17 protein-coding genes are annotated in these 24,875 nt (G+C 65.8%); 12 read left to right on the plus strand and 5 right to left on the minus strand.

All coding sequences use genetic code 11. The features are described from left to right. Positions 1–36 precede the first annotated feature (36 nt). Positions 37–858, minus strand: coding sequence for a MarR family transcriptional regulator (locus ACCD06_RS26815; RefSeq protein ID WP_109075139.1), 822 nt, complete (start codon positions 856–858; stop codon positions 37–39). A gap of 1,064 nt (positions 859–1,922) precedes the next feature. Here ACCD06_RS26815 and ACCD06_RS26820 point away from each other — a divergent pair. From ACCD06_RS26820 to ACCD06_RS26835, 4 genes are all read left to right on the plus strand, one after another. Continuing rightward, positions 1,923–2,867 carry a replication initiator protein A gene (locus ACCD06_RS26820; RefSeq protein WP_109075140.1) on the plus strand — a complete coding sequence of 315 codons (945 nt, stop codon included), beginning with the start codon at positions 1,923–1,925 and terminating at the stop codon, positions 2,865–2,867. Between the two features lie 128 nt (positions 2,868–2,995). Further along, the gene (locus tag ACCD06_RS26825) at positions 2,996–4,018 is read left to right on the plus strand and encodes an AAA family ATPase (RefSeq protein WP_109075141.1); all 1,023 of its coding nucleotides are present in this window, start codon (positions 2,996–2,998) and stop codon (positions 4,016–4,018) included. Then, the gene (locus ACCD06_RS26830) at positions 4,008–4,862 is read left to right on the plus strand and encodes a ParB/RepB/Spo0J family partition protein (RefSeq protein WP_413344743.1); all 855 of its coding nucleotides are present in this window, start codon (positions 4,008–4,010) and stop codon (positions 4,860–4,862) included. The genes ACCD06_RS26825 and ACCD06_RS26830 overlap by 11 nt, the downstream gene beginning before the upstream one ends. 393 nt (positions 4,863–5,255) lie before the next feature. Beyond that, positions 5,256–6,776 (plus strand): ABC transporter substrate-binding protein, encoded by a 1,521-nt coding sequence (locus tag ACCD06_RS26835; RefSeq protein ID WP_247882627.1) that lies wholly within the window; start codon positions 5,256–5,258, stop codon positions 6,774–6,776. A gap of 87 nt (positions 6,777–6,863) precedes the next feature. Here the strand turns inward: ACCD06_RS26835 and ACCD06_RS26840 are convergent, their stop codons facing one another. Together ACCD06_RS26840 and ACCD06_RS26845 are read right to left on the minus strand one after the other, a co-directional pair. Then, the gene (locus ACCD06_RS26840; RefSeq protein ID WP_247871575.1) at positions 6,864–7,532 is read right to left on the minus strand and encodes a hypothetical protein; all 669 of its coding nucleotides are present in this window, start codon (positions 7,530–7,532) and stop codon (positions 6,864–6,866) included. 143 nt (positions 7,533–7,675) lie between these two features. Next, the gene (locus ACCD06_RS26845) at positions 7,676–9,622 is read right to left on the minus strand and encodes an ATP-binding protein (RefSeq protein WP_413344746.1); all 1,947 of its coding nucleotides are present in this window, start codon (positions 9,620–9,622) and stop codon (positions 7,676–7,678) included. Positions 9,623–9,846: 224 nt separating this feature from the next. Between ACCD06_RS26845 and ACCD06_RS26850 the strand changes: the two genes are divergently transcribed. Together ACCD06_RS26850 and ACCD06_RS26855 are read left to right on the plus strand one after the other, a co-directional pair. Then, the gene (locus tag ACCD06_RS26850) at positions 9,847–12,057 is read left to right on the plus strand and encodes a PAS domain S-box protein (protein WP_413344748.1); all 2,211 of its coding nucleotides are present in this window, start codon (positions 9,847–9,849) and stop codon (positions 12,055–12,057) included. After that, on the plus strand, positions 12,057–12,980 hold the full coding sequence (locus ACCD06_RS26855; RefSeq protein WP_413344750.1) for a response regulator: 924 nt from the start codon (positions 12,057–12,059) through the stop codon (positions 12,978–12,980). Before ACCD06_RS26850 ends, ACCD06_RS26855 begins: the two co-directional genes overlap by 1 nt. Before the next feature lie 134 nt (positions 12,981–13,114). Here the strand turns inward: ACCD06_RS26855 and ACCD06_RS26860 are convergent, their stop codons facing one another. Continuing rightward, positions 13,115–14,941, minus strand: coding sequence for a UvrD-helicase domain-containing protein (locus ACCD06_RS26860; protein WP_109075146.1), 1,827 nt, complete (start codon positions 14,939–14,941; stop codon positions 13,115–13,117). A gap of 12 nt (positions 14,942–14,953) precedes the next feature. Beyond that, on the minus strand, positions 14,954–16,741 hold the full coding sequence (locus ACCD06_RS26865) for an ATP-dependent nuclease (RefSeq protein ID WP_413344752.1): 1,788 nt from the start codon (positions 16,739–16,741) through the stop codon (positions 14,954–14,956). A gap of 262 nt (positions 16,742–17,003) precedes the next feature. Here ACCD06_RS26865 and ACCD06_RS26870 point away from each other — a divergent pair, with 262 nt between their 5' ends. From ACCD06_RS26870 to fdhF, 6 genes are all read left to right on the plus strand, one after another. Then, positions 17,004–17,723 carry a hypothetical protein gene (locus ACCD06_RS26870; RefSeq protein ID WP_109075148.1) on the plus strand — a complete coding sequence of 240 codons (720 nt, stop codon included), beginning with the start codon at positions 17,004–17,006 and terminating at the stop codon, positions 17,721–17,723. Between the two features lie 145 nt (positions 17,724–17,868). After that, positions 17,869–18,753, plus strand: a complete 885-nt coding sequence (locus tag ACCD06_RS26875) for an SMP-30/gluconolactonase/LRE family protein (RefSeq protein WP_413344754.1) — start codon at positions 17,869–17,871, stop codon at positions 18,751–18,753. Positions 18,754–18,755: 2 nt separating this feature from the next. Next, positions 18,756–19,706: a LysR family transcriptional regulator gene (locus ACCD06_RS26880; protein ID WP_109075150.1), complete on the plus strand. Its 951-nt coding sequence runs from the start codon at positions 18,756–18,758 to the stop codon at positions 19,704–19,706. Positions 19,707–19,888: 182 nt separating this feature from the next. After that, the gene (locus ACCD06_RS26885) at positions 19,889–20,419 is read left to right on the plus strand and encodes a formate dehydrogenase subunit gamma (protein WP_109075151.1); all 531 of its coding nucleotides are present in this window, start codon (positions 19,889–19,891) and stop codon (positions 20,417–20,419) included. After that, complete coding sequence (locus tag ACCD06_RS26890; RefSeq protein WP_413344757.1) at positions 20,416–21,996, plus strand: formate dehydrogenase beta subunit; 1,581 nt, start codon at positions 20,416–20,418, stop codon at positions 21,994–21,996. The genes ACCD06_RS26885 and ACCD06_RS26890 overlap by 4 nt, the downstream gene beginning before the upstream one ends. A gap of 23 nt (positions 21,997–22,019) precedes the next feature. Then, positions 22,020–24,875 (plus strand): formate dehydrogenase subunit alpha, encoded by a 2,856-nt coding sequence (gene fdhF, locus ACCD06_RS26895; RefSeq protein ID WP_413344759.1) that lies wholly within the window; start codon positions 22,020–22,022, stop codon positions 24,873–24,875.

The raw sequence follows: 24,875 nt of genomic DNA on the forward strand, positions 1-24,875 counted from the left end.
GACAGATCCTGCGTCTCGAACCGCAGATCCGCCGCCTCAAGCCTGGCCAGCGAGGCGAAGGCGCAAGGCTGCAAGGGTTTCACGGTTGCGGCCGGCGGCATCGGAGACGGAATTTGCGTGTGGGGGGCCGGCACGCAGAGGGCTTGAGCGGCGGTCATTGCGGGGCTCCCGGCGGGATTGTGGGGCGGAGGACTGGACGGACGGCTGAGAGGCAGGTGTGGCGGATGGCTCGGCCGGCACCACAAGCTCGCGGGCGATCCAGCGGCGCCAGGCGGCTCCCGGATCCGGCGGGCGGTAGCCGTTGCGGCGGTGGGCCTTGCGGCACCAGGACACGAACTTGGCCGTCACCCGGCCGGCATCGACCTCCGGCCGCTCTGCCGCTGCCCAGGCCAGATCGGCGGCATCCGGCTGCCAGTCCGCCGGCAAAGCCTCGTCCCGCCGATCCATCTCCCCACGATCCATGCTCCCACCCGAGGGGGAGGAGGAGGATTCAGGATTCTGGGATTCCAAGGAAATGCCGGCCGGCGAACCGCTGCTGTCAGCCGGCTGACAGGACATGCCGGCGGTAAAGCCCTCCATCCCCGCCAGCTGATAGGCGAAGCCGCGCAGGCCCCGGCGCGGCTTGGCGCAGACCAGCGCCGCCGCCGTTTCCCGCGACGCCTTCTCCTGCAGGCCCTTCAGCACGGCGTTGAACCAGGCGCGGCTTTGCCCCAGCTCTTCGGCCAGCTCCCCTTGCGTGGCGGTGCAGACACCGTCGCGGTCGGCATGGGCGTAGAGCGCGGACAACACCGCGATGTCGGCGGCCTGGATGCCGGGCACGGCGATCCAGCGCCTGTACATATCGATGTATGGCTTCATTGCGTTACCCGTCTGTCGGTCGATCCGTGGACGGGCGGAGACAAGGGAATGGCGTCAACGGACTCGCTCTTGAATCCGCTTGGCTTTGCGGGCCTGCCCTGCCATCATGGAGTCGCCAAACCGCCAGATGTGGGGTGCCCGGGTTTCCCTCGGTCTCCTCCGTCCGACACGAAGGGCCCGGAGCAATCCGGGCCTTTTGTGTTTGCGGAGGTCGGTTCTCCGTTACCGCATGCTGCTCGTTCCTTCAGAAAACACGGATGCAAACACCCGTGGCGCCGGCCAGCATCTGGCAAGGGCGCATGTCGATGGCGTAAGGGCGGTTTTCGCCCGTTTTTTGAAATGTGTACGTGCCGTCGCGCATCTGTCCACGGTCTTGGAAAAATCGCCCACCGACGGCATTTCGCGGACGCTCGACGGGATTCTCACGGCGGAATCAATCACTTGGGCCGGAGTCGCCGCGGCCGGCCGCCTGCAAGTGTCGCCGTTGTGCCGAAAGATTCGGGTCCAAACGTCGCCGTTGTGCCGAAAGATTCTTGGGCATCGGCAGCGTGCGACGCCCGGACCGCACGGTCGAACGTCGCCGTTCTGCCGAATGATGGAGCGGATCTCTCCCCTCCCCCACCCTCCCCCGCATGGAATCGGCAGAGAATCGGGTGGGAATCGGCCCTTCGGCGGATCGTCCGAACGTCGCCGTTCTGCCAGTCAAAGGCCATCCAAGGCGGCATTCGACCGCCATCGCCGGGTAGAGGCACCACAATAACCCAATGAAATCAGTGCTCTGTCCGTCGATTCCCCCGCCCTGCCCCCCTCCGGCACGGCAGAACGCAGACGTTGGCGCCGCCATCGCCCGGCGGCAGCCGGTCCGCCGCCGCGTCATCGGCCCGCATCCGCCCCCGGCCGGCAAAACTGGCAGAACGGCGACATTCGGCACCCCAATCCGCCCTGGTCACGGGAATCTTTCGGCAGAACGGCGACGTTTGGTCCGGCAGTGTGGAACAGGGCGGCAGGCTTGTGGATTATGGCTAGGACCCCTTCAAGCCGCACGGGACCCGCGGAGAGATCGCATGACCCAGACCACCAACGCCGAGCTGCTCGACCGGCCGCTGCAATTGGCTCTGCGGCTCGATTCCCCGCTGACCGGCGATGTCCAGAACGACCGCCACATGATGGTCTACAGCCTGTTCGGCCTGTCGAAGGACAAGGCGGAATCGCTGCCGACCTATGATGACGGCAAGGTGCGGATCGAGGTGCGGGCGCCGAAGAATGTCGGCGTTGCGACGATCTGGGACAAGGCGGTGCTGCTCTACGCCATCTCGCTGCTGCGCGAGAAAATGGACTCCGGCAAGGGCTCCAAGCTGGGCGAGCTGCACTTCACCACCAGCGACCTCCAGCGCATCGTCGGCAAGACCGCCGGCGGCAGCGCCTACGACAAGATCGAAGGGGCGCTGGAGCGGCTGCAGGGCACGCAGATCAAGACCAACCTGGAAACCGGCGGGGAGGGCGAGAGCGGCGCCTTCTCGTGGATTTCCGACTACAAGCTGCTCTACCAGCGCAAGAAGGACGGCGAGCGGGCGGTGCGCGGGCTGAAGCTGACGCTGTCGGGCTGGGTCACCCGCGCGGCGCTGGGCCACAATCTGCTGAGCTACGACGACCAGTATTTCGCGCTGAAGCCGGTGGAAAAGCGTCTCTACGAGATCGCCCGCGCCCACCTCGCCCGCGGCCATGCCTTCTGGATGGCGCTGGAGCCGTTGCGCAAGCGCGTCGGCTCCGACAACGACCTGCGCAAGTTCAAGAACGCGCTCGGTCCCGTCCTGGCCGCCGACCGCATCCCCGGCTATGGCGTCCGCATCGTCGAGACGGCGGAATACAAGGAAACCATGAAGGCGCGTGGCGCCGTGCTCGGCCGCGTGCTGAACGCCGACCTGCCGGTCCTGTTCTGGAAGAAGGACCAGGGCCAGCCGGAAAACTGGATCGACGTTCCCAAGGTGGAATACGACGAGACGGTGTGAATCGCCCTCTCCCGCCCCGGGAGAGGGAGCTACATCCGTGCCCCACCCGTTCGGTAGACACCCGTTGCCGGAGTGGCGACGACTTGCTAGGGTCTCTGCCAACCGGTGCCGGGGCAGGAGGACGGGGCGTGACAGGGGAACAGTTGAAGGCGTTGCGGGAACGGCGCGGCCTGACCCAGACGCAGATGGCGGCTTACGTCAACGAGTTGACCGGCCGCAAGTACGACAAGCAGAGGTTGAGCAAGTGGGAAACCGGTAAGGAGGCCCTGCCCCGCGACCTGCTGGGCCGGCTTCTGCTGCTGGATCTGGAACGGCCGGAAAGCGCCCTCCCCCGCCGCGGCACCACCGTCGCCGTCGGCCTGCAGAAGGGCGGCACCGCCAAGACCGCGACCTCGATCAACCTCGCCTTCATCCTGGCGCGCGCCGGCAACCGCGTTCTGCTGGTCGATGCCGATCCGCAGGGCAACGCCACCGTCCATGTCGGCGTGCCGCAGACCGACGTGGTGGCGCTGACCGAGGCGGGGAAGGTTCTCTATCACGCGCTGATGGGCAAGACGCCGCTCGACGCGGTGATCCGCCCCACCAGCGTCGAGGGGCTGGACGTCGTCCCCTCCAGCATCGCGCTGGCCAGTGCCGATACCGAACTTCCCGGCAACCTGACCAACGCCCAGACCGCGCTGGCGGAGATGCTGGACGGCGTGCGGGAGCGTTATGACGTGATCGTCATCGACTGCGCCCCCAACCTCGGCGCCGTGACCATCAACGCGCTGACCGCCGCCGATTACGTCCTGGTGCCCTGCCAGGCGGAGCCGCACGCCATCCTCGGCGTCAGCGCCTTCCTCGACACCGTCGCCAAGATCCAGCGGCGCCTCAACCCGCGGCTGGAGGTGCTGGGCATCCTGCCGACCATGGTCAATCCGCGCCAGACCCAGGACCGCTCGTCGCTCGACGACATCCAGCGCCTGTGGGGCGACAGCCGCCGCGTGTTCCCGCCGGTGCCGCGCGCCACCATCTACGCCCAGGCCGCCGGCGCCAACGTCATCACGCTGGACGCCGACATCGGTGCGCCGGGGGTGGAGAGCTATGCCGCCATCGCCTCGGCCCTGCTGACCGCCATGGGCCGCCTGCAGGAGACCGTCGATGCCGCCTAAGAAGCTGACCCGGCAGACCGCCGCCACCGTGCTCCAGGCCAAGGAGGCCGGCTTCGCCGCCGAGACCGACCGCATGTTCGGCTTGAGCGGCGTGCTGCCCCGGCTGGTCGAAGTCGATCTGGACGCCGTGGAGACCAATCCCGGCCAGCCGCGCACCGTGTTCGACGATGACTCCCTGCGCTCGCTGGCCGACTCCATCGCCCGCCACGGGTTGCAGCAACCCGTGCTGGTTCAGGAGGGGACGGAGAAGGGCCGCTATCGGCTGGTGGCCGGCGAACGGCGGCTGCGCGCCCACCGGCTGCTCGGCCGCGGCACCATCGCCGCCATCATCACCAAGGGCCGGCCCGAAGAGATCGCGCTGATCGAGAATGTCCAGCGCGTGGACCTCGACGCCATCGACCTCGCCCGCGGCCTGTCGCAGCTGATCGAGGCGCATGGCTACACCCAGGCGGAGGTGGCGGCGGCCGTCGGCTGTTCGGAGGCCGAGGTGTCCAAGCGCCTGAAGGTGCTGCGCCTGCCCGACGACATCCTGGCCGACTACCGCGCTAATCCCGATGCGGTATCGCGCTCCGCCCTGGTCGAGCTGGCCTTCGTCGAGGACGAGGCGGAGCTGCGCCGGCTGTGGCAGACGGCGCGGACCGGCGGCCTGACCGTCGGTGCGGTGCGGGCGGCCCGGCCGGCGGCCTCCAGCACGGCGGAGCCGCTGCGGGTGCTGGGCAAGGCGATCAACCGGATGGACAAGGACCTCGCCGCCATCGACACCGTCGCCCAGGCCTTGCTGCGCGAACACCGCGAGCGGCTGCAGGCTCTGCGCGACCGTATCGACGCCCTGCTGAACGGCTGAGAGTCAGGCTTTCGGAGAAAAGCACATCCCCCTCTCCCCCCCGGGGAGAGGGTCGGGGTGAGGGGGATGCACAGTGTGGCTAGCCCGAGAATCCTCCCTACGCTCCCCCTCACCCTAACCCTCTCCCCGGGGGGGAGAGGGGATCTATCCCTGCGTCTGGAACTGTATACCTCGCAGCATCATAGTAGTGGTGCCGGCCAAAGCTTTCGAATGCGAAAACTCGCTCCGGTTGCGCCAGAAATCGAGAGCATCCCACGGTTGCTTTCGATTGCGAAAGCCTCTGGCGGTCGGCCAGGGTGACCGCCTGCCCTGCCCCATGGTAAGGATCAGTGACGAGACCATCGACCTTACGGATCAGCGATGCCGGCGGTGCAGAGACGACAGTTCCTGGGATTGCTCGGAAGCCTCCTTGGAGCGACCGGGCTGGCCGGCGCCCTGCCGCGTCCGGCGATGGCCGCCGCCCCTGCCCTACGGATCGGGCTGAAGGCCCTGCCCGGCGCGATCAACCCGCTGACCGTCAATGATCTGGTCGCGCGTCAGGTCCTCGGCTCGATGTATGAGAGCCTGACCACGGTCGATCCCCAGGGCCGCATCCTCCCCGGCCTCGCCACCGCCTGGGAGGGGTCGGAGGATGCCCGCCGCTGGCGGCTGACCATCCGCGACAACGTCACCTTCCACACCGGCCGCCCCCTGACCGCCGCCGACGTCAAGCGCAGCTTCGAGGCGGCCCTGGCCGGTGATGGCGCCAACTTCGCGGTGCTGGCCCTGTCCAAGGTGCGGGGCTTTCGCGAGTTGCGGGCGAAGACCGCCGCCGGGCTGTCGGGCATCACCGTGGTCGACGACCGGACGCTTGAGGTGGTCTGCGACGAACCCTGCGCCGTCTTCCCCTTCGCCCGGCTGAACATCGTCGATGTGGAAGCGGCGGAAAAGGCCGGCCCGGACTGGTTCCGCACCATGTCGGCCGGAACCGGACCCTACCGGCTGGTGCGGTCGAACGACGGCATCCGCATGGATGTGGAGGCCAATCCCGGCTGGCGCGGCGGTGCGGTGCCATTCGAGCGGGTGTCCTTCCTCGCCACCGGCATCGGCAACGACGGCATCACGCTGTTCAACGACAGCCAGATCGACTTCACCTTCGTCGACACCGACGCGCTGCGCGGGGTGATGGACGATCCCGGCTTCAAACGCTGGCTGTCGAACGTGCCGCGCATGCAGACGCGTGTGGTCGCGCTCGATCCTCGCCGGGTGAAGGCCTTCGCCGATCTGCGGGTGCGCCGGGCGATGTCGCTGCTGATCGACCGCACCGCGATGGCGGAGCGCTTCTTCCGCGGGGTGGCGACCGTCCACAACGGCATCGTTCCGCCGGCGCTGCTGTCGAACGAAAGGCTGGAGCCGCTGGCCTACCATCCGATGCTGGCGAAGCAACTGCTGGAGGAGGCGGGATATCCGGAGGGCCGCGGCATGGATCCCTTCCAGGTCGCGGTCATTCCGGAATACCGGCGGGAGTTCGTCTATTACGTCTCGCAATGGAACAACGCCGGCATTCCGGCGAAGCTGGTGATCTCTCCGCGCCAGGAATTCATCTCGCGGTCCCGCCGACGCGACTATGATTCCTTCCTGTTCGGCTGGACCGCCACCTACCCCGACCCGATGAACTTCCTGGACGAGCTGTTCAGCAGCCGCAGCCGCTTCAATCCGGTCGGCTGGTCGAATCCGAAGTTCGATGCTCTGATCGAACAGGCGATGGCCATCCCCGATCCCAGCCGCCGTGCCGAGGTCTACAAGGACGCCGAATGTCTGGTGATGAACGAGCTGCCGGTGATTCCGCTGGTGGTGCCGGACTATGTCGCGCTGCGCGGGAATGTGCTGAGCGAGAATTTCATCACCCCGTTCGGCGGCCTGAACTTCGGCTGAGCCGGCGCGGGGCAGGGCAGGGTGACCGCATGAAAAAAGCCCCTGTCCGCTGCCGGACAGGGGCTTTTCGCTGAAGCCGGTGCCGCGTCAGGCGGCGCCCTGCGACCGTGCTTCGCGCAGACAGTCGGCCGGCTTGGCCTCACGGAGACAATCGGCCTTCGCAGCTTCGCGGAGACAGTCCGCAGTCTTCGCTTCCCGCAGGCAATCGGCCTTCGCGGCTTCGCGGAGACAGTCCGCAGTCTTCGCCTCACGCAGGCAATCGGCCGGCTTGGCTTCACGCAGGCAGTCGGCTTGCGCAGCTTCGCGCAGACAATCCGCAGCCTTCGCCTCACGCAGGCAGTCGACCGTCGCCGCCTCGCGCAGGCAGTCAGCCTTCGCGGCTTCCCGCAGGCAGTCAGCACCGGCGAACAGGCGGGCGCTGTCGGTGCGGGCGGCGGCCATCCGCTCGGCCGGAACGGCGACGCCGTTGTGATGCAGGTATTCGCCATAGACCGCCTCGCAGAAGCGGAAATAGGCGCGGGTGTCGGCGACGATGAACTCATGCCACAGATCGTCGCAGGCGGCGGACTGCGGGACGATGTCGCGGTCCGGATGCTCGGCGCAGGCCAGCAGGAAGTCCTTCAGCTGGGCCAATGCGATCCCGGACGTGCTGCGGGTCATGCCTGAGGCGACGGCGCGTTCGACCACATAGCCGAAGTCGAAGCCGGCGATGATGTCACGGGCACGGGTGATGTCGGTCGTGGTGGCGCCGCGCATGGGATCCTCCGAGGTTGCTTCTTTTTCCGCCCTTGGACAGGGTTGCAGGACCGTCCTCGGGCGCAGCCCGATTGTTGTGCCACAGCACAGCGGGATATGTGAGATAATTTTGGTACTAAACATCCGGCTCCCGGCCGATGCCGTCATTCGCTCAGGGTCTTATGCGGAGTGGCGGTGCCGAGCGGAAGCGCCGCCGCCGGCCGCCCGGCGGTCATCTGCTCCACCAGGGTCGACAGCCGGTCCGGCATGATCGGCTTGGCGGCCACGGTGACGCCCATCTCCGCCGCGCGCGCCGCCACCGCGCCGTCCAGCCGTCCGGAGATCAGCACCGCCGGAATGCGCAGCCCCAGCCGCCGCCACACCGTCTCGATGAAGTCCAGGCCGTTCTCGGTGGCCGACAGGTGGTAATCGGCGATCACCGCGTCGGGCCGGACGGTGCCGTCCTCCACCGAGCGCAGTCCCTGGGCGACCGTGGAGGCGCCGACGACGCGGTGGCCCGCCGTGGTGAGGAACATCGAAATGGCGGACAGCACGAACTGGTCGTCGTCGATCACCAGGATCGCGATCTCGCCGTCCTTCGCCGGCGCGTCGGCCAGCGTCGCCACCACCGCGCCATTGGCGGCAGCCGGGGCAGGGGCGGGAGCCGGAGCGAGGGACAGGGCAGGGGGCACCGGCTCGTCCGCCGTCCCATCCGCAAGGGACCGCTCCACCGGCGCCAGCGGCACGGTGACCGAGAAGACCGAGCCCTTCCCCGGCGTGGAGCGCACCTTGACCGGGTGGTCCAGCACCGTGGCCAGCCGCTGGACGATCGACAGGCCGAGCCCGATGCCGTTGTCGCGGTTGCGCTCCGGGTTGCCGATCTGGTGGAACTCCTCCCAGATGGCGTCCAGCCGGTCCGCGGGAATGCCGATGCCGGTGTCGCGCACCTCGACGATCAGGCAGCCGCCGGATTCCAGGCAGGCGACCTGCACCTGTCCGGAATTCGTGTAGCGGATCGCGTTGTCGATCAGGTTGCCCAGCAGCCGCAGCAGCAGCACCCGGTCGGTCAGCACCGCCGCGCGGTGTTGCGGCACGGCGAAGGCCAGCCCCTTGCCACGGGCGACCGGGCCATATTGCGAATCCAGCGCCTCGAACAGGTCGGCGACCTCATGCACCGCCTTGTTGGCGGTGACGCCGCCGGCATCCAGCCGCGACACCTCCAGCAGCTCGTCGAGCAGCTGCTTCAGCGTCATCACCACCTGTTCGATCTTGCGCGCGGAATCCTCCACCTTCGGATCGGGGGCGGTGGCGCGCAGCATGGCGGTCAGCATCAGCAGCGACTGGGCCGGCTGGCGCAGGTCGTGGCTGGCGGCGGCCATGAACTTGGCCTTCGACGCGACCGCCTGCTCCGCCCGCTCCTTGGCGGCGCGCAGATCGATGGCGTTCTGGCGGAAGGTGCCGAGCGCCCTGGCCATGCGGCCGATCTCGTCGTCGCGGTGGCGCACCGGCACGGTCACCGTCACGTCGCCGGCCGCCAGATCGTCCATGGCGCGGGTCATGCCGGCGATGGGCAGCGTCATGCCGCGCGTCGCCCAGATCACGCCCAGCACCACCAGCAGAAGCGTCACGGCGCCGATCCCGCCCAGCACCAGCACATGGTGGCGGATGGCGTCGTCGGTCGGCCCGGTGTCCAGCCTGACCAGCAGGGTGCCGATGCTGCGGGTGCCGCCGCCGCGGTCCTGGTGGGTCAGCGGCACCGCCGCCACGGTGGCGGCGTCCTCCGCACCGATGGTGGTGCCCGGCTTGCGGTAGACGGCGAAGCGTTCGCCATGGGTGCCCAGGATCACCGCCTCGGCGAAGCTGTCGATCGAGCGCAGCGGGTTCAGCGCCGTCGCCGCCTCTTCGGGGTCGAGGTCCCACAGGGCGTTGGTCACATCCTCCAGCACGATGCGGGTCGCCATCTCCGCCCGGATGGCCAGCTCGGCGCGGGTGTTCCGCACATCGGCCTGGATCAGCACGATCATCGGCACGGCGACCAGCACCGACACCAGCAACACCGCCGATGCCGTCGTTCGGGCGACCAGGCTCCGTGAGAAGATCTTCAAGAACATGCCGAAGCCACCGAGAACAAGACGACCACGAACAACTCGCCGGGCCATCCTAGCCGAACCGCCGGGCAAACACGACATCCACGTAACGCCGCCGGTCAAGCCACCATCATCGGTAGTAGTAGGAAAAAAGGCGGTATGACTGTTTCGAATCGTTTCTTCTTCTTGTTTGATTGCCTGTGTAAAAGTTCGCGTCAAGCTTTGCGGGCGCGGGGGAGGGCGGAAGCATGGGAACGGGCATCGTCATCGCCCTGACGCACGGCGTCGGCCTGCTGGCGCTGGTTCTGCTGGCCTACCGCCATGTGCTGCGCCGGTTCGGCGCCCGCCGACGCCGTGCCTTCGCGCTCCTCTCCGGCCTGCTGTTCGGCGCGGCCGCCGCCATTTCGATGCTGGACGCCTATCCGGTGGCGGGTGGGGTGCTGATCGACCTGCGCAACGCGATGGTCGGGCTGGCCGGGCTGTTCGGCGGCCTGCCGGCGGCCCTGCTGTCGGCCGCCATCGCCGGCGCGGTGCGGCTGTGGCTGGGCGGCGTCGGCGCGCTGTCCGGCCTCGGCGGCATCCTGCTGACCGCGCTGGCCGCGCCGCTGCTGGCCCGTCCGATGGAGCGCCGCGCCGCCGGGCAGGGCGGAAGCGGCCAGGGAAGGGGGAAGGGCGCCCTCGGCTTCGGCCTCCTGTCGCTATTCGGTCTGGCGATGACGCCGCTGACCCTGCTGGCCTTCCTGCTGCTGCCCGACCTCGACCTCGCCATGCGGGTGATGGAGGAGGCGGCGCTGCCGCTGGTCGCCTTCACCACGCTGGGTATCGGCCTGCTCGGCACCATGCTGGCGCGGGAGCACCGCCGCATCACCGACGAGGACGCGCTGACCGAGAGCGCCGCCCTGTTCCGCGCCGTCTTCGACAGCTCCGCCGACAGCCTCGCCATCGTCCGCGTCAACCCCGACGGCAGCTTCACCCTGCACTGCGCCAACGCCGCCGCCCTTGCCATGATGGGCGACCGCGCCCAGCAGGCGGAGGGCCAGCCGCTCGACCGCCTGCTGCCGCCGGACCTCGCCGCCAAGGTGATGGCCGACCTGCAATCCTGCATCGACGCCGGCGCCCCCACCCGCTTCGAGGAGCAGCACACCCACAACGGCGTCACCCGCTGGTGGGAGGTGTCGCAGGTGCCGATCCGCGACGAGAGCGGCGCCATCGTCATGCTGTCGGTCGGCGCCCGCGACATCACCCGCCGCCACGAGGCCGAACGCGCGATCCGCGCCAGCGAGGCGCGCTATCGCCTGCTGGCCCGCAGCGTCACCGACATCATCGGCCGCATCGGCCTGGACGGCGTGCGCCGTTTCTGTTCGGAGGCGACGCGCGACAGCCTGGGCAGCCCGCCGGCCGAGCTGATCGGCCGCCCGCTGGTGGAGCGCGTTCACCCCGACGACCGCGACGCCCTCGCCGCCGGCCTCGCCCGCCTGACCCCCGACCGCCCGACCCTGAAGACCACTTATCGCCTGCGCCATGCCGATGGCCGCTGGGTGTGGATCGAGGCGGCGGTGCGGCTGGTCACCGACGACTGGGGCGCCCCGCAGGATTACGTCAGCGTCGAGCGCGACGTCACCGCCCGCAAGATCATGGAGGCCGAACTTCAGGACGCCCGCCACGCCGCCGAATCGGCCAGCCGCAGCAAGACCGAGTTCCTGGCGAGCCTGAGCCACGAGCTGCGCACGCCGATGAACGCCGTCATCGGCTTCGCCGACCTGATCGCGCGGGAGTCGGAGGGGCCGGTCGGCACCGCCCATTACCGCGACTTCGCCGTCAACATCCGCGACAGCGGCCAGCATCTGCTGGAGCTGATCAACGAGATCCTCGACCATGTCCGCGCCGAATCCGGCCAGCTGACCCTTGACGACGATCCGGTCGACCTCGACGCCGCCGCCACCTTCGCCATCCGCCTGCTGACCCCGCGCGCCGCCCGCGCCGGCATCGCCCTCTCGGCAAGTGTGGAGCCCGCCGCCCGCCACATGCGCGGCGACGAGCGCCGCATCCGCCAGATCCTGCTGAACCTGCTGTCGAACGCGGTGAAATACACCCCCTCCGGCGGCACGGTGTCGCTGACCGCCGCCCCGGCCCCGGACGGCGGCCTGCTGCTGGAGGTGCGCGACAACGGCGTCGGCATCCCCGAACAGGATCTGGGCCGCGTCCTGCTGGCCTACGCCCGCGTCGCCAGCCCGGAGAACCGCCAGACCGAGGGCGCCGGTCTCGGCCTGCCGCTGACCCGCCGTCTGGTGGAGCTGCATGGCGGCACGCTGACCCTGGCCAGCCGGGTGGGGCAGGGCACCACCGTCACCATCCATTTCCCGCCCGCCCGCGCGGCCCCCGAGGGCGCCCCCCGCCTGCCGGCGCCCCTCTGCCCGCCGCCCGGCTTCCCGCCCCCCGGCCCAGCCTGTCGATCCTGATGGTGGAGGACGACCACAACATCCGGGAGCACGGCTGCGCCCTGCTGCGCAGCTGGGGCCACCGGGTGACCGCCGCGTCGGGGGCCGGCGAGGCCCTGCTGGTGCTGCGCGGGCCGGAGCCGCTGGACCTGCTGTTCAGCGACATCGTGATGCCGCCGGGCATGAACGGCGCCGAGCTGGCGCGCGAGGCGCGGCGCCTGCGCCCCGACCTGCCGGTCCTGCTGGCCTCCGGCTTCGCCGCCCATGCGGTGGTGGCCGACGACGTGGCGATGGGCGGCTACGACCTGATCGCCAAGCCCTATGACCCGGCGGAGCTGCGCGAGCGCCTGGACCGCCTGCGCCCGCCGCCCCCGCCCGCCGCCCTCCCGTCCTCCATCCCGTCCCCGGCGCCGGCCCCGGAGTTGCCGGCGGAGCCGCCCGCCGGATCGGCCACCCGCTCGGCCCCCCAGTCGGCAGCCGAGCCGCCCCCGCCCACGCCGTCACCCGCGGCCCCGGCGGCCCCGGCGGCCCCGGCGGCCCCGGCGACGGAGTCCCTGCGCATCCTGGTGGTGGAGGATGTGGAGATGAACCGCCTTCTGGCCGTCACCCTGCTGAAACAGGCCGGCCACAGCGTCGCGGCGGTGGCGGACGGCGCCCAGGCGGTGGAGGCGGTTGGCCGCGAGCGGTTCGACGCCATCCTGATGGACATCAACATGCCGGTGATGAACGGCCTGGAGGCGACGCGGGCCATCCGCGCCATGCCCGGCCCGGAGTCCCGCGTCGCCATCGTGGCGCTGACCGCCAACACCTTCCCGGACGACATCGCCCAATGCTACGAGGCTGGCATGGACTGCCATGTGCCGAAGCCCATCGACCGCGTGCAACTGCTGACCGAAGTCACCCGCTGCGTCGCGTCGCGGAGGGCGGTGGAGGCGATGGGGTAGCGGCTGGGGAATAAACCTCTGCGGGTGACAGGGAATTTGCCAAATGGTGAACTGTCGGTGAGGTTTGCTTTGAGCCGGGAGCGGATTTTGTTTGGGGAAGAAAACTCATTGGGAAATTGGGTGTACTGGCACTCTTAGCAGACGCTTGCTGTTAGTAGTACGCAGATATCATCCCGTGGGGTAAGTATCGTGGTGCGAGATTTTGCGCGTGTAATGCTTACTCGAAAGTTTTGGCGCGCGTGACTCATTGAACCGACTTGAGAATTGGCAGTTACGATCCGATCGGGATTGGCAACAATTTCTCCTCTAGCACGCTTAGGCCAGCCTTCAAAAATAATGACCTCATCAAACTGCTTTCCTTTGGCCTTGTGCATGTTCATTACGACAACACCAGATTCCGGTTTGTGCGCCGCAGCAAAATGTTCCTGCAAAAAAGACTGCCGAGTTATCGCTAGTGCATCATGATATTTGCCATAGTCACGCCAATTCTGGGCCAAGCTCTGTCGAAGCACGGTTCCCCGTTGGAGCAAACGGACGTTCCGCACGTCATTTGCAACGTCTTTCAGACGGGAACAGGTACCGGTTTCAAGAACCCTCCGTACCGCCATCCAGTCATTGTCGGGATCGCCCGTTAACGTTAATGATGTTGCCGCTGTGTAAACTGCAAAGGTTGTTTTCAGCACACTATTAGCGGGCGTCGGCCTTTCTAGAGTTCTGCATTCGTTCCACTTCGCCAGTGCAGCTTGGAATCGAGTTGCCTCATTCATATCTCCCTTAGTCGGAACAGCGCCACCTCGCCCGTGGAAATAGCTGCAAAGAAGATGAATAAATTCATTAAAGAAATTGGTGTCGGTGCCTTGTTCTAGCAGGAATGCGATAATCTCTGCGGCAAGTATTGGCCCTTCCATATCGACAGCAGCCGTATGGTTGATCGCCGGTAAAGAGCCATATGGCTCTCGAAGAACGTCAGATACAATACGTGTCATCCGTTTTGTTGGAACAAGGATAGCGATAGACCAATCTTTATTACCGCTATCAATTAGGCGCTTTCGAGCCTGCAGCACCTGCGTTACCAAAGTCGCGAATGCTTGGTTCGGGTTTGATTCAAAGATCTTGAATTCGACTCCTTGATAAATATTCTGGCGAAACTTCCCGGCAAGAATATCATTGCCGAACAACGCTATTTCTGTGCCTTTGCTACGATGATTATCGCTGGCGAGATCGTGAACCGTTGGATTGAAGGCTGCCTTGAAATGATCTAGGCGCTTAGGATCAGCTCCGATAAAATCGAAGATGCGTTGGTCTGGATCGGCGAGCGCTATTAGTGTGCTCCCCATCCCTAAAGCCTGCACAACTGACCACTGATGGGCGCTCGTGTCTTGGAATTCATCGAGAATGATAAAGGGATACATTATCGAGACCAAGTTTCGCACATTCCGAGATCCGTGCAGAAGAGCACCCACACAGCCGGCAAAAAGATCAAAGCAAACCTTTCCCTCCTGCGTCGCTAGCCGAATACGCTCGGCTTCTTCGCGCCCTCGCTTTTCGGCCCTTTCCTCTTCGGAGAGTTTTTTCTCTGACTTATACTCACTACGAATGCCCGACAATGCAATCGCTTCATTCGGCGGGGTTAGAATTGATATTCGTCGAGGGAAGCCAATGAGGTAGCCATGCGTCTTTAAAATTCTCCAGAAGAATGAGTGATAGGTGTCGACTTCAATACGCTTCTTTTCTTGTGGTGTGATCTGGCGTTCCTCGTCGATTGCCTCTAGCACGCGTGAAACCGTCGCACGCGCAAAACTCAAAAAGAGAATCCGTTGTTCTGGACCTAGATTTTCTTGTGCAATCTTCGCAGCTTTCAGGATAGAGACAGTTGTCTTGCCCGAACCAGGGCCACCCGTTACGAGTTGGTGGCCATTGGTGCGAATGACATCTATTTGTGCGTCAGTTAGATCCACCATTCTCACCTCCAGCTATGAGACCGCCTCAGTCAACTCCAATGTTGGTTCTGCAACCGGAGGCGGAGGAGGTGGCGGATCACACAGAACCTTCAGTGTCGCGCAGGATTCGCGCAGCCACTCTGGTATTTCGTCTTCACTACATTGAGCTATGAAGTCAGCAATGCCCCAGTTTCCCTTCGACCACCCAAAATAATCGGTCAGCGCGGCAATTGCCTGTGATTTCGGAACCGGATATTTTTCTATAAGATGCGGTGGCCACTCGAGACTATCAGCAAAACGTTCTAAGGCCTCTTGGGTTGTATTCTTGAGAACAAGATTTTCAATGCCTTTTTCCCCGTGCATAAAAAGTTGTTCAACTTGATTTTCAATAGCAGCTTTTGCTGCATCTGTTTGCTTATCGCAGAGTGCAAAAATTCTCTTGCCAAGACTCCTGTAGAGACTGGCGAGGTCCGCAATCTGGCTTTCTGTTCCTGCATTAATCACACAGATACCTAGCGCTTCAAGTGATGCATAGGTAGCAGGATTCAGCTCTGCTAATCTTCGAGCGGCAATCGGGAAAGAAGTTGCTTCTGTCGCACCTTCGGCGATCAGTACGCGTCGTGACAGAAGCCCCTCGCAAAATCGCGTCCGGAATTCTTGCCGATAGCGTTTATGCTTCACACTTTCCGGAAGTGTGACCTTTCCTTGTCTTAGTACGCCGTCGTCTGACCGCGAAAGGATGACTGTTTCATCGAGACTGAATTCCTCCAGCACGTAAGGCGAGTGCGAGGTAAAAATCGACTGAGCTGAAAGTTTGCGGAGTTCATGAACAATGCGCTTTTGCGCATACGGCGGAATTGCCGTCTCCACTTCCTCCATGGCAAATATTACGTTCTGCTTGTCTTCGGCAATTTGGGAAAGCATTGCTAATACCAGCATGTTAATCGTGCCTGTCCCTTGTCGAAAGAACGGAGCGGCATGATCGCCGTTGCCTGTAACAATGAACGCAGTTACTACCTTGCGAAGATGTTCTCGTGTTAAGCTTGATACCTTGAGATGTGGCTTCATTCCCCATTCTCGAGGCACATACTTTTTTAGCGACTTGTTGATGCTGTCGAGCACACCCGAAATGCCTAACTTCGGATCGCTCGCCACGTCCAAACCAGAAAGCGTAGAAATCGTATCCTCCCACATCTGCGGGCGGATTTCTTTTAGACGAAGTATCAAGTCAAGTAGACTGCCATGCTCGAGGCTTAGCGCTCGGGATCCTGTGCGCAGTGATCGTAAAAAAAGGAAGCCGCAGTGCTGCTTGTCCTTCTTTGAGAATATGGTTGGTGTGTCTGATTCTACGATGCTGCGGCTAAAGTAGGTTGCGCCCTCAAAATCATCTTCTTCGGAATCATAAGCGCCTATAAATGTTACGCGCAGCGCCGCAGCGATATCGGCCGCATCTACTCCATTCGGATTTGGGTCATCATAAAAATCGCCCGTTCCTGTTTTCAGCCACTCTACATAGTCGCCAAATCGGGCTTTTTGCTCGATTGACAAGTCAATGATTGTCAGTTTGATAATGATCTTGGGCGCTTCGGTGGGCGTTGCGCCTTCGGCGGGAACTGCGAGATATTTACCTTGATAAAAATCGTGTTCGTCGATTGGCGGACGTCGATTCAATCGATCCGGGCCGAGGACAAGGTCAATCGCTTCTAGCAGTGAAGATTTTCCAGTGTTGTTATCCCCAATGATAACCGCATGGCTAGGCAAGACTAGCTTCGCGGAACGAATGCCTCGGAAGTTTTCAACCTCTACAGAATATATTTTCATAATTTTCGTCCCGATCGTGCCTGCGCAACGGCGGAGGCATATTGTCTATAATTCGCCTACCGATGGATGATTCTTATTATCATGTATCAATGAAAAAGGGAATCCAAGCTTGATCTTGGCATTTGACTCTTCATGATGTCTGTTTTGAACCACAAGCTGTCATTCTCATCTCCGCCCACCCCCCTTTTCCCAAAATCTCCCCACTACAGGACAAAAATCCCATACCCTCTCCGCAATGCCCACTCATTCGCGGAGCCACCCCATGCCCCTCGACAGCCGCACCCTCGCCCCCAACGCTCTTGGTGACCGTTTCCCCTGCTGGGCCGAGGAGCCGCCGGTGCCCGCCGAAGGCTCGCTGGTCCCTGGGTCGCAGTTCCACGAGGAGCAATGGATCATGGCCGCCGGCATGCTGGCGCGCGGCAGCAGCTTCCTCCATGTCTCCCGCGCCATGGGCTGCAGCCGCACCACGCTGTGGCGCGCCTATTACGGCTCCAAGGATTTCCGTCACAGGGTGTGGTGGGAACGGCAGGCGTTGAACCGCGAGGCCGAGCTGCGCCTGTCCTCGCTGCGCATCCTGGTCGCCGAGCAGATCGAGCGGCTGGTCTCCTCCGGCGATCCGGCGACGGTGCGCTGGCTGGCCGAACGGCTCGGCCTCTTCGCCGGCCTCGACATGGCCGCACCCAAGCGGCAAGCCCCGCAAGCCGACCCCCGGCCCGATCCTCAGCCCGCCGCCAAACCCGCTCCCAAACCTGAGGATCCCCCCGCCGTCACCGTCCCCGAACTGGACGACGACCTCCCCGGCGCGTTGCGCGAGCGCATGCCGCCCGACCCGCGCGCCGTCGCCGCCATCCTGGCCCGGCCGGAGGGTGAGGGGCCCCAGGGCGTCTTCCCCTGGACCGTCAACCAGCATGAGCCTTACCCCAACCTCACCCCCGGCCCGGTCAGCCGCCGCGCCGCCGGTCCCTTCTCCCCGCGCCGGTAGCGGCCCCGCCGGCCGATGGAACATCCGCCGGATCCTGTTCCACGCTGTTCCATCCCGCCGCCCACCGGCGCCCCCACCGGCGGGCTTGATCGGGCGGCCGATCTGTCCGACCCTGCGGGTCCGTTGGAACAGTGAGGATCACGCGATGACCGCCTTCACCTGCGTGCTCGACGCCCGTGCCAAGCTGGGGGAGGGGCCGGTCTGGTCGGTGGACGAACAGGCGCTCTATTGGGTCGACATCAAGGGCCGGGCGCTGAACCGCTTCGATCCCGCCACCGGCGCCAACCGCGTTACCCAATTGCCGGAGGAGATCGGCTGCGTCGCCCCGCGCAAGGGCGGCGGCTTCATCGCCGGCCTGCGCTCCGGCCTGTGGCAGCTGGACGGGGAGGGGCGGCCGGTGACCCGTCTCGCCGCCAATCCGGAGGACCAGGGCGCCAGCCGCTTCAACGACGGCAAGACCGATCCCGCCGGCCGCTATCTCGCCGGCACGCTGGACGAGCCGAAGGCCGGCGGCAAGGCGCATCTCTACCGCTATGACCGGCGCGGGCTGGCGGTGCTGGCCGGCGGGCTGCTGACCTCCAACGGCCTCGCCTTCAGCCCGGACGGGCGGACGCTCTACCACGCCGACACGCCGACCTTCACCGTCCGCCGCTACCGCTACGACCCGGCCACCGGCGCGATCTCCGACGGCGAGGTCTTCATCCGGCTGGAGCCGAAGGAGGGCGACCGCGGCCGGCCGGACGGCGCGGCGGTGGATGCGGAGGGCTGCTATTGGACGGCGCTCTATGAGGGCGGGCGGGTCGCGCGCTTCTCCCCCGATGGCCGCCTGCTGTCGGAACACCCGCTGCCGGCGCGCTGCCCGACCATGGTCGCCTTCGGCGGTCCCGACCTGCGCACGCTCTACGTCACCACCGCCAGCGCCGGCCGCCCGGCCGACGAGCTGGAGCGCTTCCCGCAGTCCGGCGGCCTGTTCGCCATGGCGGTGGAGGTTCCGGGCCTGCCGGTGCCGCCCTTCGACCCGGCGGCCTGAGCATGTTCCGCAAGTTCGTCTATCTGCTGGCTCTGTCGCGCGAAAAGCATTTCGGCCGTGCGGCGGAAAGCTGCCACGTCTCGCAGCCCACCCTCTCCAACGCCATCCGCCAGCTGGAGGAGGAGCTTCAGGTCCCCATCGTCGAGCGCGGCCAGAAGTTCGAAGGCTTCACGCCCGAGGGGATGAAGGTGCTGGAATATGCCCGCCGCATCGTCGGCGAGCGCGACAACCTGCGCCACGAGCTGCTGGCCCTGGCCCAGGGCGTCACCGGCCATCTGCGGCTCGGCGCCATTCCCACGGCTCTGCCGGCGGTGCCGCATGTGCTGACGCCCTTCGCCACGCGCTTCCCGCACATCCGCTCCAGCATCGTCTCGCTTAGTTCGCGCGAGATCCAGCGCGGTCTCGACGAATTCGAACTCGACGCCGCCATCACCTATCTCGACAACGAACCGCTGAACAACGTCCGCACCCTGCCGCTCTACACCGAGCGCTATTACCTGCTGGCGCGGCGCGACGAGTTGCCGGAGGAGCTGGTCGCGCAGGGGGCGGTCGCCTGGGAAAAGGCCGCCGACCTGCGGCTCTGCCTGCTGACGCCCGACATGCAGAACCGCCGCATCGCCGACACCGCCTTTCGCATGACCGGGCGGACGGTGCAGGCGGCGATGGAGACCAACTCCATCGTCAGCCTCTACATCATCGTGCGCACCGGCACCTGCGCCAGCATCGTCCCCGGCCAGCTGCTGACCGTCGTCCCGCCGAATGCCGACATCATCGCCCTGCCGCTGGTCGATCCGGAACTGAGCCACGTCGTCGGCCTCGCCTATGCCGACCGCGACCCGCCGCCGCCGCTGGCCAGGGCTCTGGCGGTGGCGGCATCCGACGCCGACATCGCCCACCGGATCGCGATCAGCGTCGCCGAGGCGATGATCCCCTGGCGGGTGGCGATCCGCTGACGGGCCGTTCCTGATAGCCAAAAGCTATCAGCCCATCGGAAAATACAATTTGCTGGCATACCGTATCCTCCGACACTCTGACGGTGCCGGGCGCTGAGAGACGCCTGGAAAAAGCCAACAGAGCCAAGCCAGAACGACGCCGACCTCAAGTGCGGCGCGGACGATCGCAAGGAGGGACACCCGTGAACGCAAGCCATCCGTGGAGCGCTGAGCGCGCCATGACGATTGTCGAAAGCAATCGGCATCTGCGCGGCGCCCTGCTGCCGATCCTTCACGCGCTGCAGGAAGAGTTCGGCTATATCGACGAACAGGCCATCCCCCTTCTGGCGACGGAGCTGAACCTCTCGCGCGCCGACGTGCATGGCGTCGTCTCCTTCTACCACGAATTCCGCCGCGAAAAGCCCGGCCGCCACATCATCAAGGTCTGCCGGGCCGAGGCCTGCCAGTCGATGGGCGCCAACGCGCTGGTCGACCACATCAAGAAGAGCCTGCAGGTCGATTTCCACGGCACCACCGCCGACGGCGCCTTCACCCTGGAACCGGTCTTCTGCCTCGGCAACTGCGCCCTCTCGCCCGCCGTCATGATCGACGAGAACCTGCACGGCCGGGTCTCGCCCGACCGCTTCGACGAACTGGCGGCCGAGACGCGGACCAACCCGCAGGCTCACCAGCAGATTCCCCGCGCCCTCAGCCACAAGGGTCACGCGCAATGAGCGGCCATCTGATCACCGTCTTCGTCCCGCGCGATTCTGCCGCCCTCTCGGTCGGCGCCGACGCCGTGGCCGCCGCTATCCGGACCGAGGCCACCAAGCGCGACCTGCCGTTGCGCATCGTCCGCAACGGCTCGCGCGGCATGCTCTACCTGGAACCGCTGGTCGAAGTCGAAACTCCGGAAGGCCGCGTGGCCTACGGCCCGGTCACCCCGACCGACGTGCCCGGCCTGTTCGACGCCGGCTTCCTGACCGGGGGTGAGCACGCGCTGGGCCACGGCCTGACCGAGGAAATCCCCTATTTCAAGAACCAGGAGCGGCTGACCTTCGCCCGCTGCGGCATCATTGATCCGCTGTCGGTCGAGGACTACCGCGCCCATGGCGGTTTCCGGGGCCTTGAGAACGCGCTGGCGATGTCCCAGGCGGAGATCGTCAAGGTCGTCACCGACAGCGGCCTGCGCGGCCGTGGCGGCGCCGGCTTCCCCACCGGCATCAAGTGGAACACGGTGATGCAGGCCAAGGCGGACGAGAAGTTCGTCTGCTGCAATGCCGATGAGGGCGACAGCGGCACCTTCGCCGACCGCATGATCATCGAAGGCGATCCCTTCTGTCTGATCGAGGGCATGACCATCGCCGCCATCGCGGTGGGGGCAACCTCAGGCTACGTCTACATGCGGTCGGAATACCCGCACGCCACCGCGACCCTGCGCCATGCCATCAAGCTGGCCTATGACGAGGGCTGGCTCGGCGACAACATCCACGGCACCGACCGCAGCTTCCACCTCGACGTCCGCGTCGGCGCCGGCGCCTACATCTGCGGCGAGGAAACCGCGATGCTGGAAAGCCTGGAGGGCAAGCGCGGCATGGTCCGCGCCAAGCCGCCGCTGCCGGCGCTGGAAGGCCTGTTCGGCAAGCCGACGGTGGTCAACAACGTGCTGTCGCTCTGCTCGGTGCCGATCATCCTCGACAAGGGCGGCGAGTATTACCGCGATTTTGGCGTCGGCCGGTCGCGCGGCACGCTGCCCTTCCAGCTCGCCGGCAACATCAAGAATGGCGGCATCGTCGAGAAGGCCTTCGGCATCACCCTGCACGAGCTGCTGTACGAGTATGGCGGCGGCACCATCACCGGCCGGCCGATCCGCGCGGTGCAGGTCGGCGGTCCGCTCGGCGCCTACCTCCCGCCCTCGCAGTTCGACCTGCCCAAGGATTACGAGGCCTTCGCGGCGCAGGACGCGATGGTCGGCCACGGCGGCATCGTCGTCTTCGACGACAGCGTCGACATGGCCCAGCAGGCGCGCTTCGCCATGGAATTCTGCGTGGCGGAATCCTGCGGCAAATGCACCCCCTGCCGCATCGGCTCGACCCGCGGGATGGAGACGCTGGACAAGATCATCGCCGGCAAGAACGTCGATGCGAACCTCGAACTGCTCGCCGACCTTTGCGACGTGATGGTGGACGGCTCGCTCTGCGCCATGGGTGGCATGACGCCCTATCCGGTGCGCAGCGCGGTGAAGCACTTCCCGGAAGACTTCCGCAAAAAAGCCCCGGCCGTCCGCGTCACCCACATCGCCGCCGAATAACGAGCGACCCAGGAGCACCCGAGATGACCCTCATCCACGAGACCGACTACGGCACACCCGCCCGCGTCTCCGAGACCCTGGTGACGCTGGAGATCGACGGCCGCGCCATCACCGTTCCCGAAGGCACCTCCGTGATGCGAGCCGCGATGGACGCCGGCATCACCGTGCCGAAGCTGTGCGCCACCGACAGCCTGGAGCCCTTCGGCTCCTGCCGCCTCTGCGCGGTGGAGATCGAGGGGCGCCGCGGCACCCCGGCCTCCTGCACCACCCCCGTCGCCCCCGGCATGAAGGTCCACACCCAGACCGACAAGCTGGCTAAGCTGCGCCGCGGCGTGATGGAGCTGTACATCTCCGACCATCCGCTCGACTGCCTGACCTGCGCCGCCAACGGTGATTGCGAGTTGCAGGACATGGCCGGTGCCGTCGGCTTGCGCAACGTCCGGTACGGTTTCGACGGCGAAAACCATCGCGCTGCTGCCAAGGACGAGAGCAACCCCTACTTCACCTTCGACGCTTCGAAGTGCATCGTCTGCTCGCGCTGCGTCCGTGCCTGTCAGGAAACCCAGGGCACCTTCGCGCTGACCATCGACGGCCGCGGCTTCGCCTCCACGGTGTCAGCGGGCGCCAAGGAAAGCTTCATGGACAGCGAGTGCGTGTCCTGCGGCGCCTGCGTCCAGGCCTGCCCGACCGCGACCCTGACCGAGAAGTCGATCATCGAGCACGGCCAACCCGAACACAGCGTCATCACAACCTGCGCCTATTGCGGCGTCGGCTGCTCCTTCAAGGCCGAGCTTCAGGGCACCACGGTGGTCCGCATGACGCCGTGGAAGAATGGCGGCGCCAACGAGGGCCACTCCTGCGTCAAGGGCCGCTTCGCCTGGGGCTACGCCACCCACAAGGACCGCATCATGAAGCCCATGGTGCGCGAGAAGATCACCGACCCATGGCGCGAGGTGTCGTGGGAGGAGGCGATCGCCTACGCCGCCGAGCGGCTGAAGGCGGTGCAGGCCAAGTACGGCCGCGGCTCCATCGGTGGCATCACCTCGTCGCGCTGCACCAACGAAGAGGTCTATGTCGTCCAGAAGATGATCCGGGCCGCCTTCGGCACCAACAACATCGACACCTGCGCCCGCGTCTGCCATTCGCCGACCGGCTACGGCCTGTCGCAGACCTTCGGCACCTCGGCCGGCACCCAGGACTTCAAGAGCGTCGACAAGTCCGACGTCATCCTGGTCATCGGCGCCAACCCGACCGACGGCCACCCGGTGTTCGGCTCGCGCATGAAGAAGCGCCTGCGCGCCGGAGCCAAGCTGATCGTCATCGACCCGCGCCGCATCGATCTGGTGCGCAGCCCGCACGTCCAGGCCGAGTACCACCTCCAGCTCCAGCCCGGCACCAACGTCGCCGTGGTCAACGCCATCGCCCACACCATCGTCACCGAAGGGCTGGTGAACCGCGCCTTCGTCGAGGAGCGCTGCGATCCCAAGGAGTTCGCGAAGTGGGAGGCGTTCATCGCCGAGCACCGCAACTCGCCGGAACATCTGGAATCGCGCACCGGCGTCCCGGCCGATCAGGTCCGCGCTGCCGCCCGCCTCTACGCCACCGGCGGCAATGCCGCGATCTACTACGGCCTGGGCGTGACCGAGCACAGCCAGGGCTCCAGCACGGTGATGGCGATCGCCAACCTCGCGATGGCGACCGGCAACATCGGCCGCGAGGGCGTCGGCGTGAACCCGCTGCGCGGTCAGAACAACGTGCAGGGCTCCTGCGACATGGGCTCCTTCCCGCACGAGCTGCCGGGCTACCGCCACGTGTCGGACGACGCCGTCCGCCAGGAGTTCGAGGCCGCCTGGGGCGTCACGCTGGATCCGGAACCCGGCCTGCGCATCCCGAACATGTTCGACAGCGCGCATGACGGCAGCTTCCGCGGCCTGTTCGTGCAGGGCGAGGACATCGTCCAGTCCGATCCCAACACCACCCACGTCACCTCGGCACTGGAAGCCTTGGACATCGTCATCGTCCAGGACCTGTTCCTGAACGAGACGGCGGCCTTCGCCCACGTCTTTTTCCCCGGCACCTCCTTCCTGGAGAAGGACGGCACCTTCACCAACGCCGAGCGCCGCATCAACCGCGTCCGCAAGGCGATGCCGTCCAAGGTCGGCAAGGACGAGCATTGGGTCGCCTGTGCGCTGGCGACGGCGATGGGCTACCCGATGCACTACGAGACCACGTCGGAAATCATGGACGAGATCGCCCGGCTGACCCCGACCTTCCGCGGTGTCAGCTTCGAGAAGCTCGACCGTGTCGGCAGCGTCCAGTGGCCCTGCACCGGCTTCGAGGACGACGACACCGGCATGGCGATCATGCATGGCGAGAGCTTCGCCCGCGGCCTCGGCCGCTTCGTGGTCACCGAATATGTGCCGACCGACGAGCGGACGACGCGGATGTACCCGTTGGTGCTGACCACTGGCCGCATCCTCGCCCACTACAATGTCGGCGCCCAGACCCGGCGCACCGCCAATGTGGCCTGGCATCCGGAGGACGTGCTGGAGATCAACGCGGTGGATGCCGAGATCCGGGGCGTCAAGGATGGCGACATGGTGTCGCTCGCCAGCCGCATGGGGGCGACGACGCTGCGCGCCGTCATCTCCGACCGCATGCCGGCCGGCGTCGTCTACACCACCTTCCACCACCCGGTGACCGGCGCCAACGTCATCACCACGGAAAATTCGGACTGGGCGACCAACTGCCCCGAATACAAGGTGACGGCGGTGCAGGTCACCCGCAGCAACCAGCCGTCCGACTGGCAGGTCGACTACGCGAAGAACGACGTCGAGCGCAAGCGCATCGCCGCCGCCAACGTCATCGCCGCCGAATAA

The organism is Azospirillum sp. CT11-132, assembly GCF_047302835.1.
In the GTDB taxonomy this organism is placed as follows: domain Bacteria; phylum Pseudomonadota; class Alphaproteobacteria; order Azospirillales; family Azospirillaceae; genus Azospirillum.

Excerpts from the sequence above, each read along its gene's own strand:
- ACCD06_RS26865 (WP_413344752.1), bottom strand. The coding sequence starts at position 16,741 with ATGAAAATATATTCTGTAGAGGTTGAAAACTTCCGAGGCATTCGTTCC.
- ACCD06_RS26880 (WP_109075150.1), top strand. The coding sequence starts at position 18,756 with ATGTTCCGCAAGTTCGTCTATCTGCTGGCTCTGTCGCGCGAAAAGCAT.
- ACCD06_RS26875 (WP_413344754.1), top strand. The coding sequence starts at position 17,869 with ATGACCGCCTTCACCTGCGTGCTCGACGCCCGTGCCAAGCTGGGGGAG.
- ACCD06_RS26860 (WP_109075146.1), bottom strand. The coding sequence starts at position 14,941 with ATGGTGGATCTAACTGACGCACAAATAGATGTCATTCGCACCAATGGC.
- ACCD06_RS26820 (WP_109075140.1), top strand. The coding sequence starts at position 1,923 with ATGACCCAGACCACCAACGCCGAGCTGCTCGACCGGCCGCTGCAATTG.
- ACCD06_RS26855 (WP_413344750.1), top strand. The coding sequence starts at position 12,057 with ATGGTGGAGGACGACCACAACATCCGGGAGCACGGCTGCGCCCTGCTG.
- ACCD06_RS26840 (WP_247871575.1), bottom strand. The coding sequence starts at position 7,532 with ATGCGCGGCGCCACCACGACCGACATCACCCGTGCCCGTGACATCATC.
- ACCD06_RS26830 (WP_413344743.1), top strand. The coding sequence starts at position 4,008 with ATGCCGCCTAAGAAGCTGACCCGGCAGACCGCCGCCACCGTGCTCCAG.
- fdhF (WP_413344759.1), top strand. The coding sequence starts at position 22,020 with ATGACCCTCATCCACGAGACCGACTACGGCACACCCGCCCGCGTCTCC.
- ACCD06_RS26850 (WP_413344748.1), top strand. The coding sequence starts at position 9,847 with ATGGGAACGGGCATCGTCATCGCCCTGACGCACGGCGTCGGCCTGCTG.
- ACCD06_RS26870 (WP_109075148.1), top strand. The coding sequence starts at position 17,004 with ATGCCCCTCGACAGCCGCACCCTCGCCCCCAACGCTCTTGGTGACCGT.
- ACCD06_RS26890 (WP_413344757.1), top strand. The coding sequence starts at position 20,416 with ATGAGCGGCCATCTGATCACCGTCTTCGTCCCGCGCGATTCTGCCGCC.
- ACCD06_RS26845 (WP_413344746.1), bottom strand. The coding sequence starts at position 9,622 with ATGTTCTTGAAGATCTTCTCACGGAGCCTGGTCGCCCGAACGACGGCA.
- ACCD06_RS26815 (WP_109075139.1), bottom strand. The coding sequence starts at position 858 with ATGAAGCCATACATCGATATGTACAGGCGCTGGATCGCCGTGCCCGGC.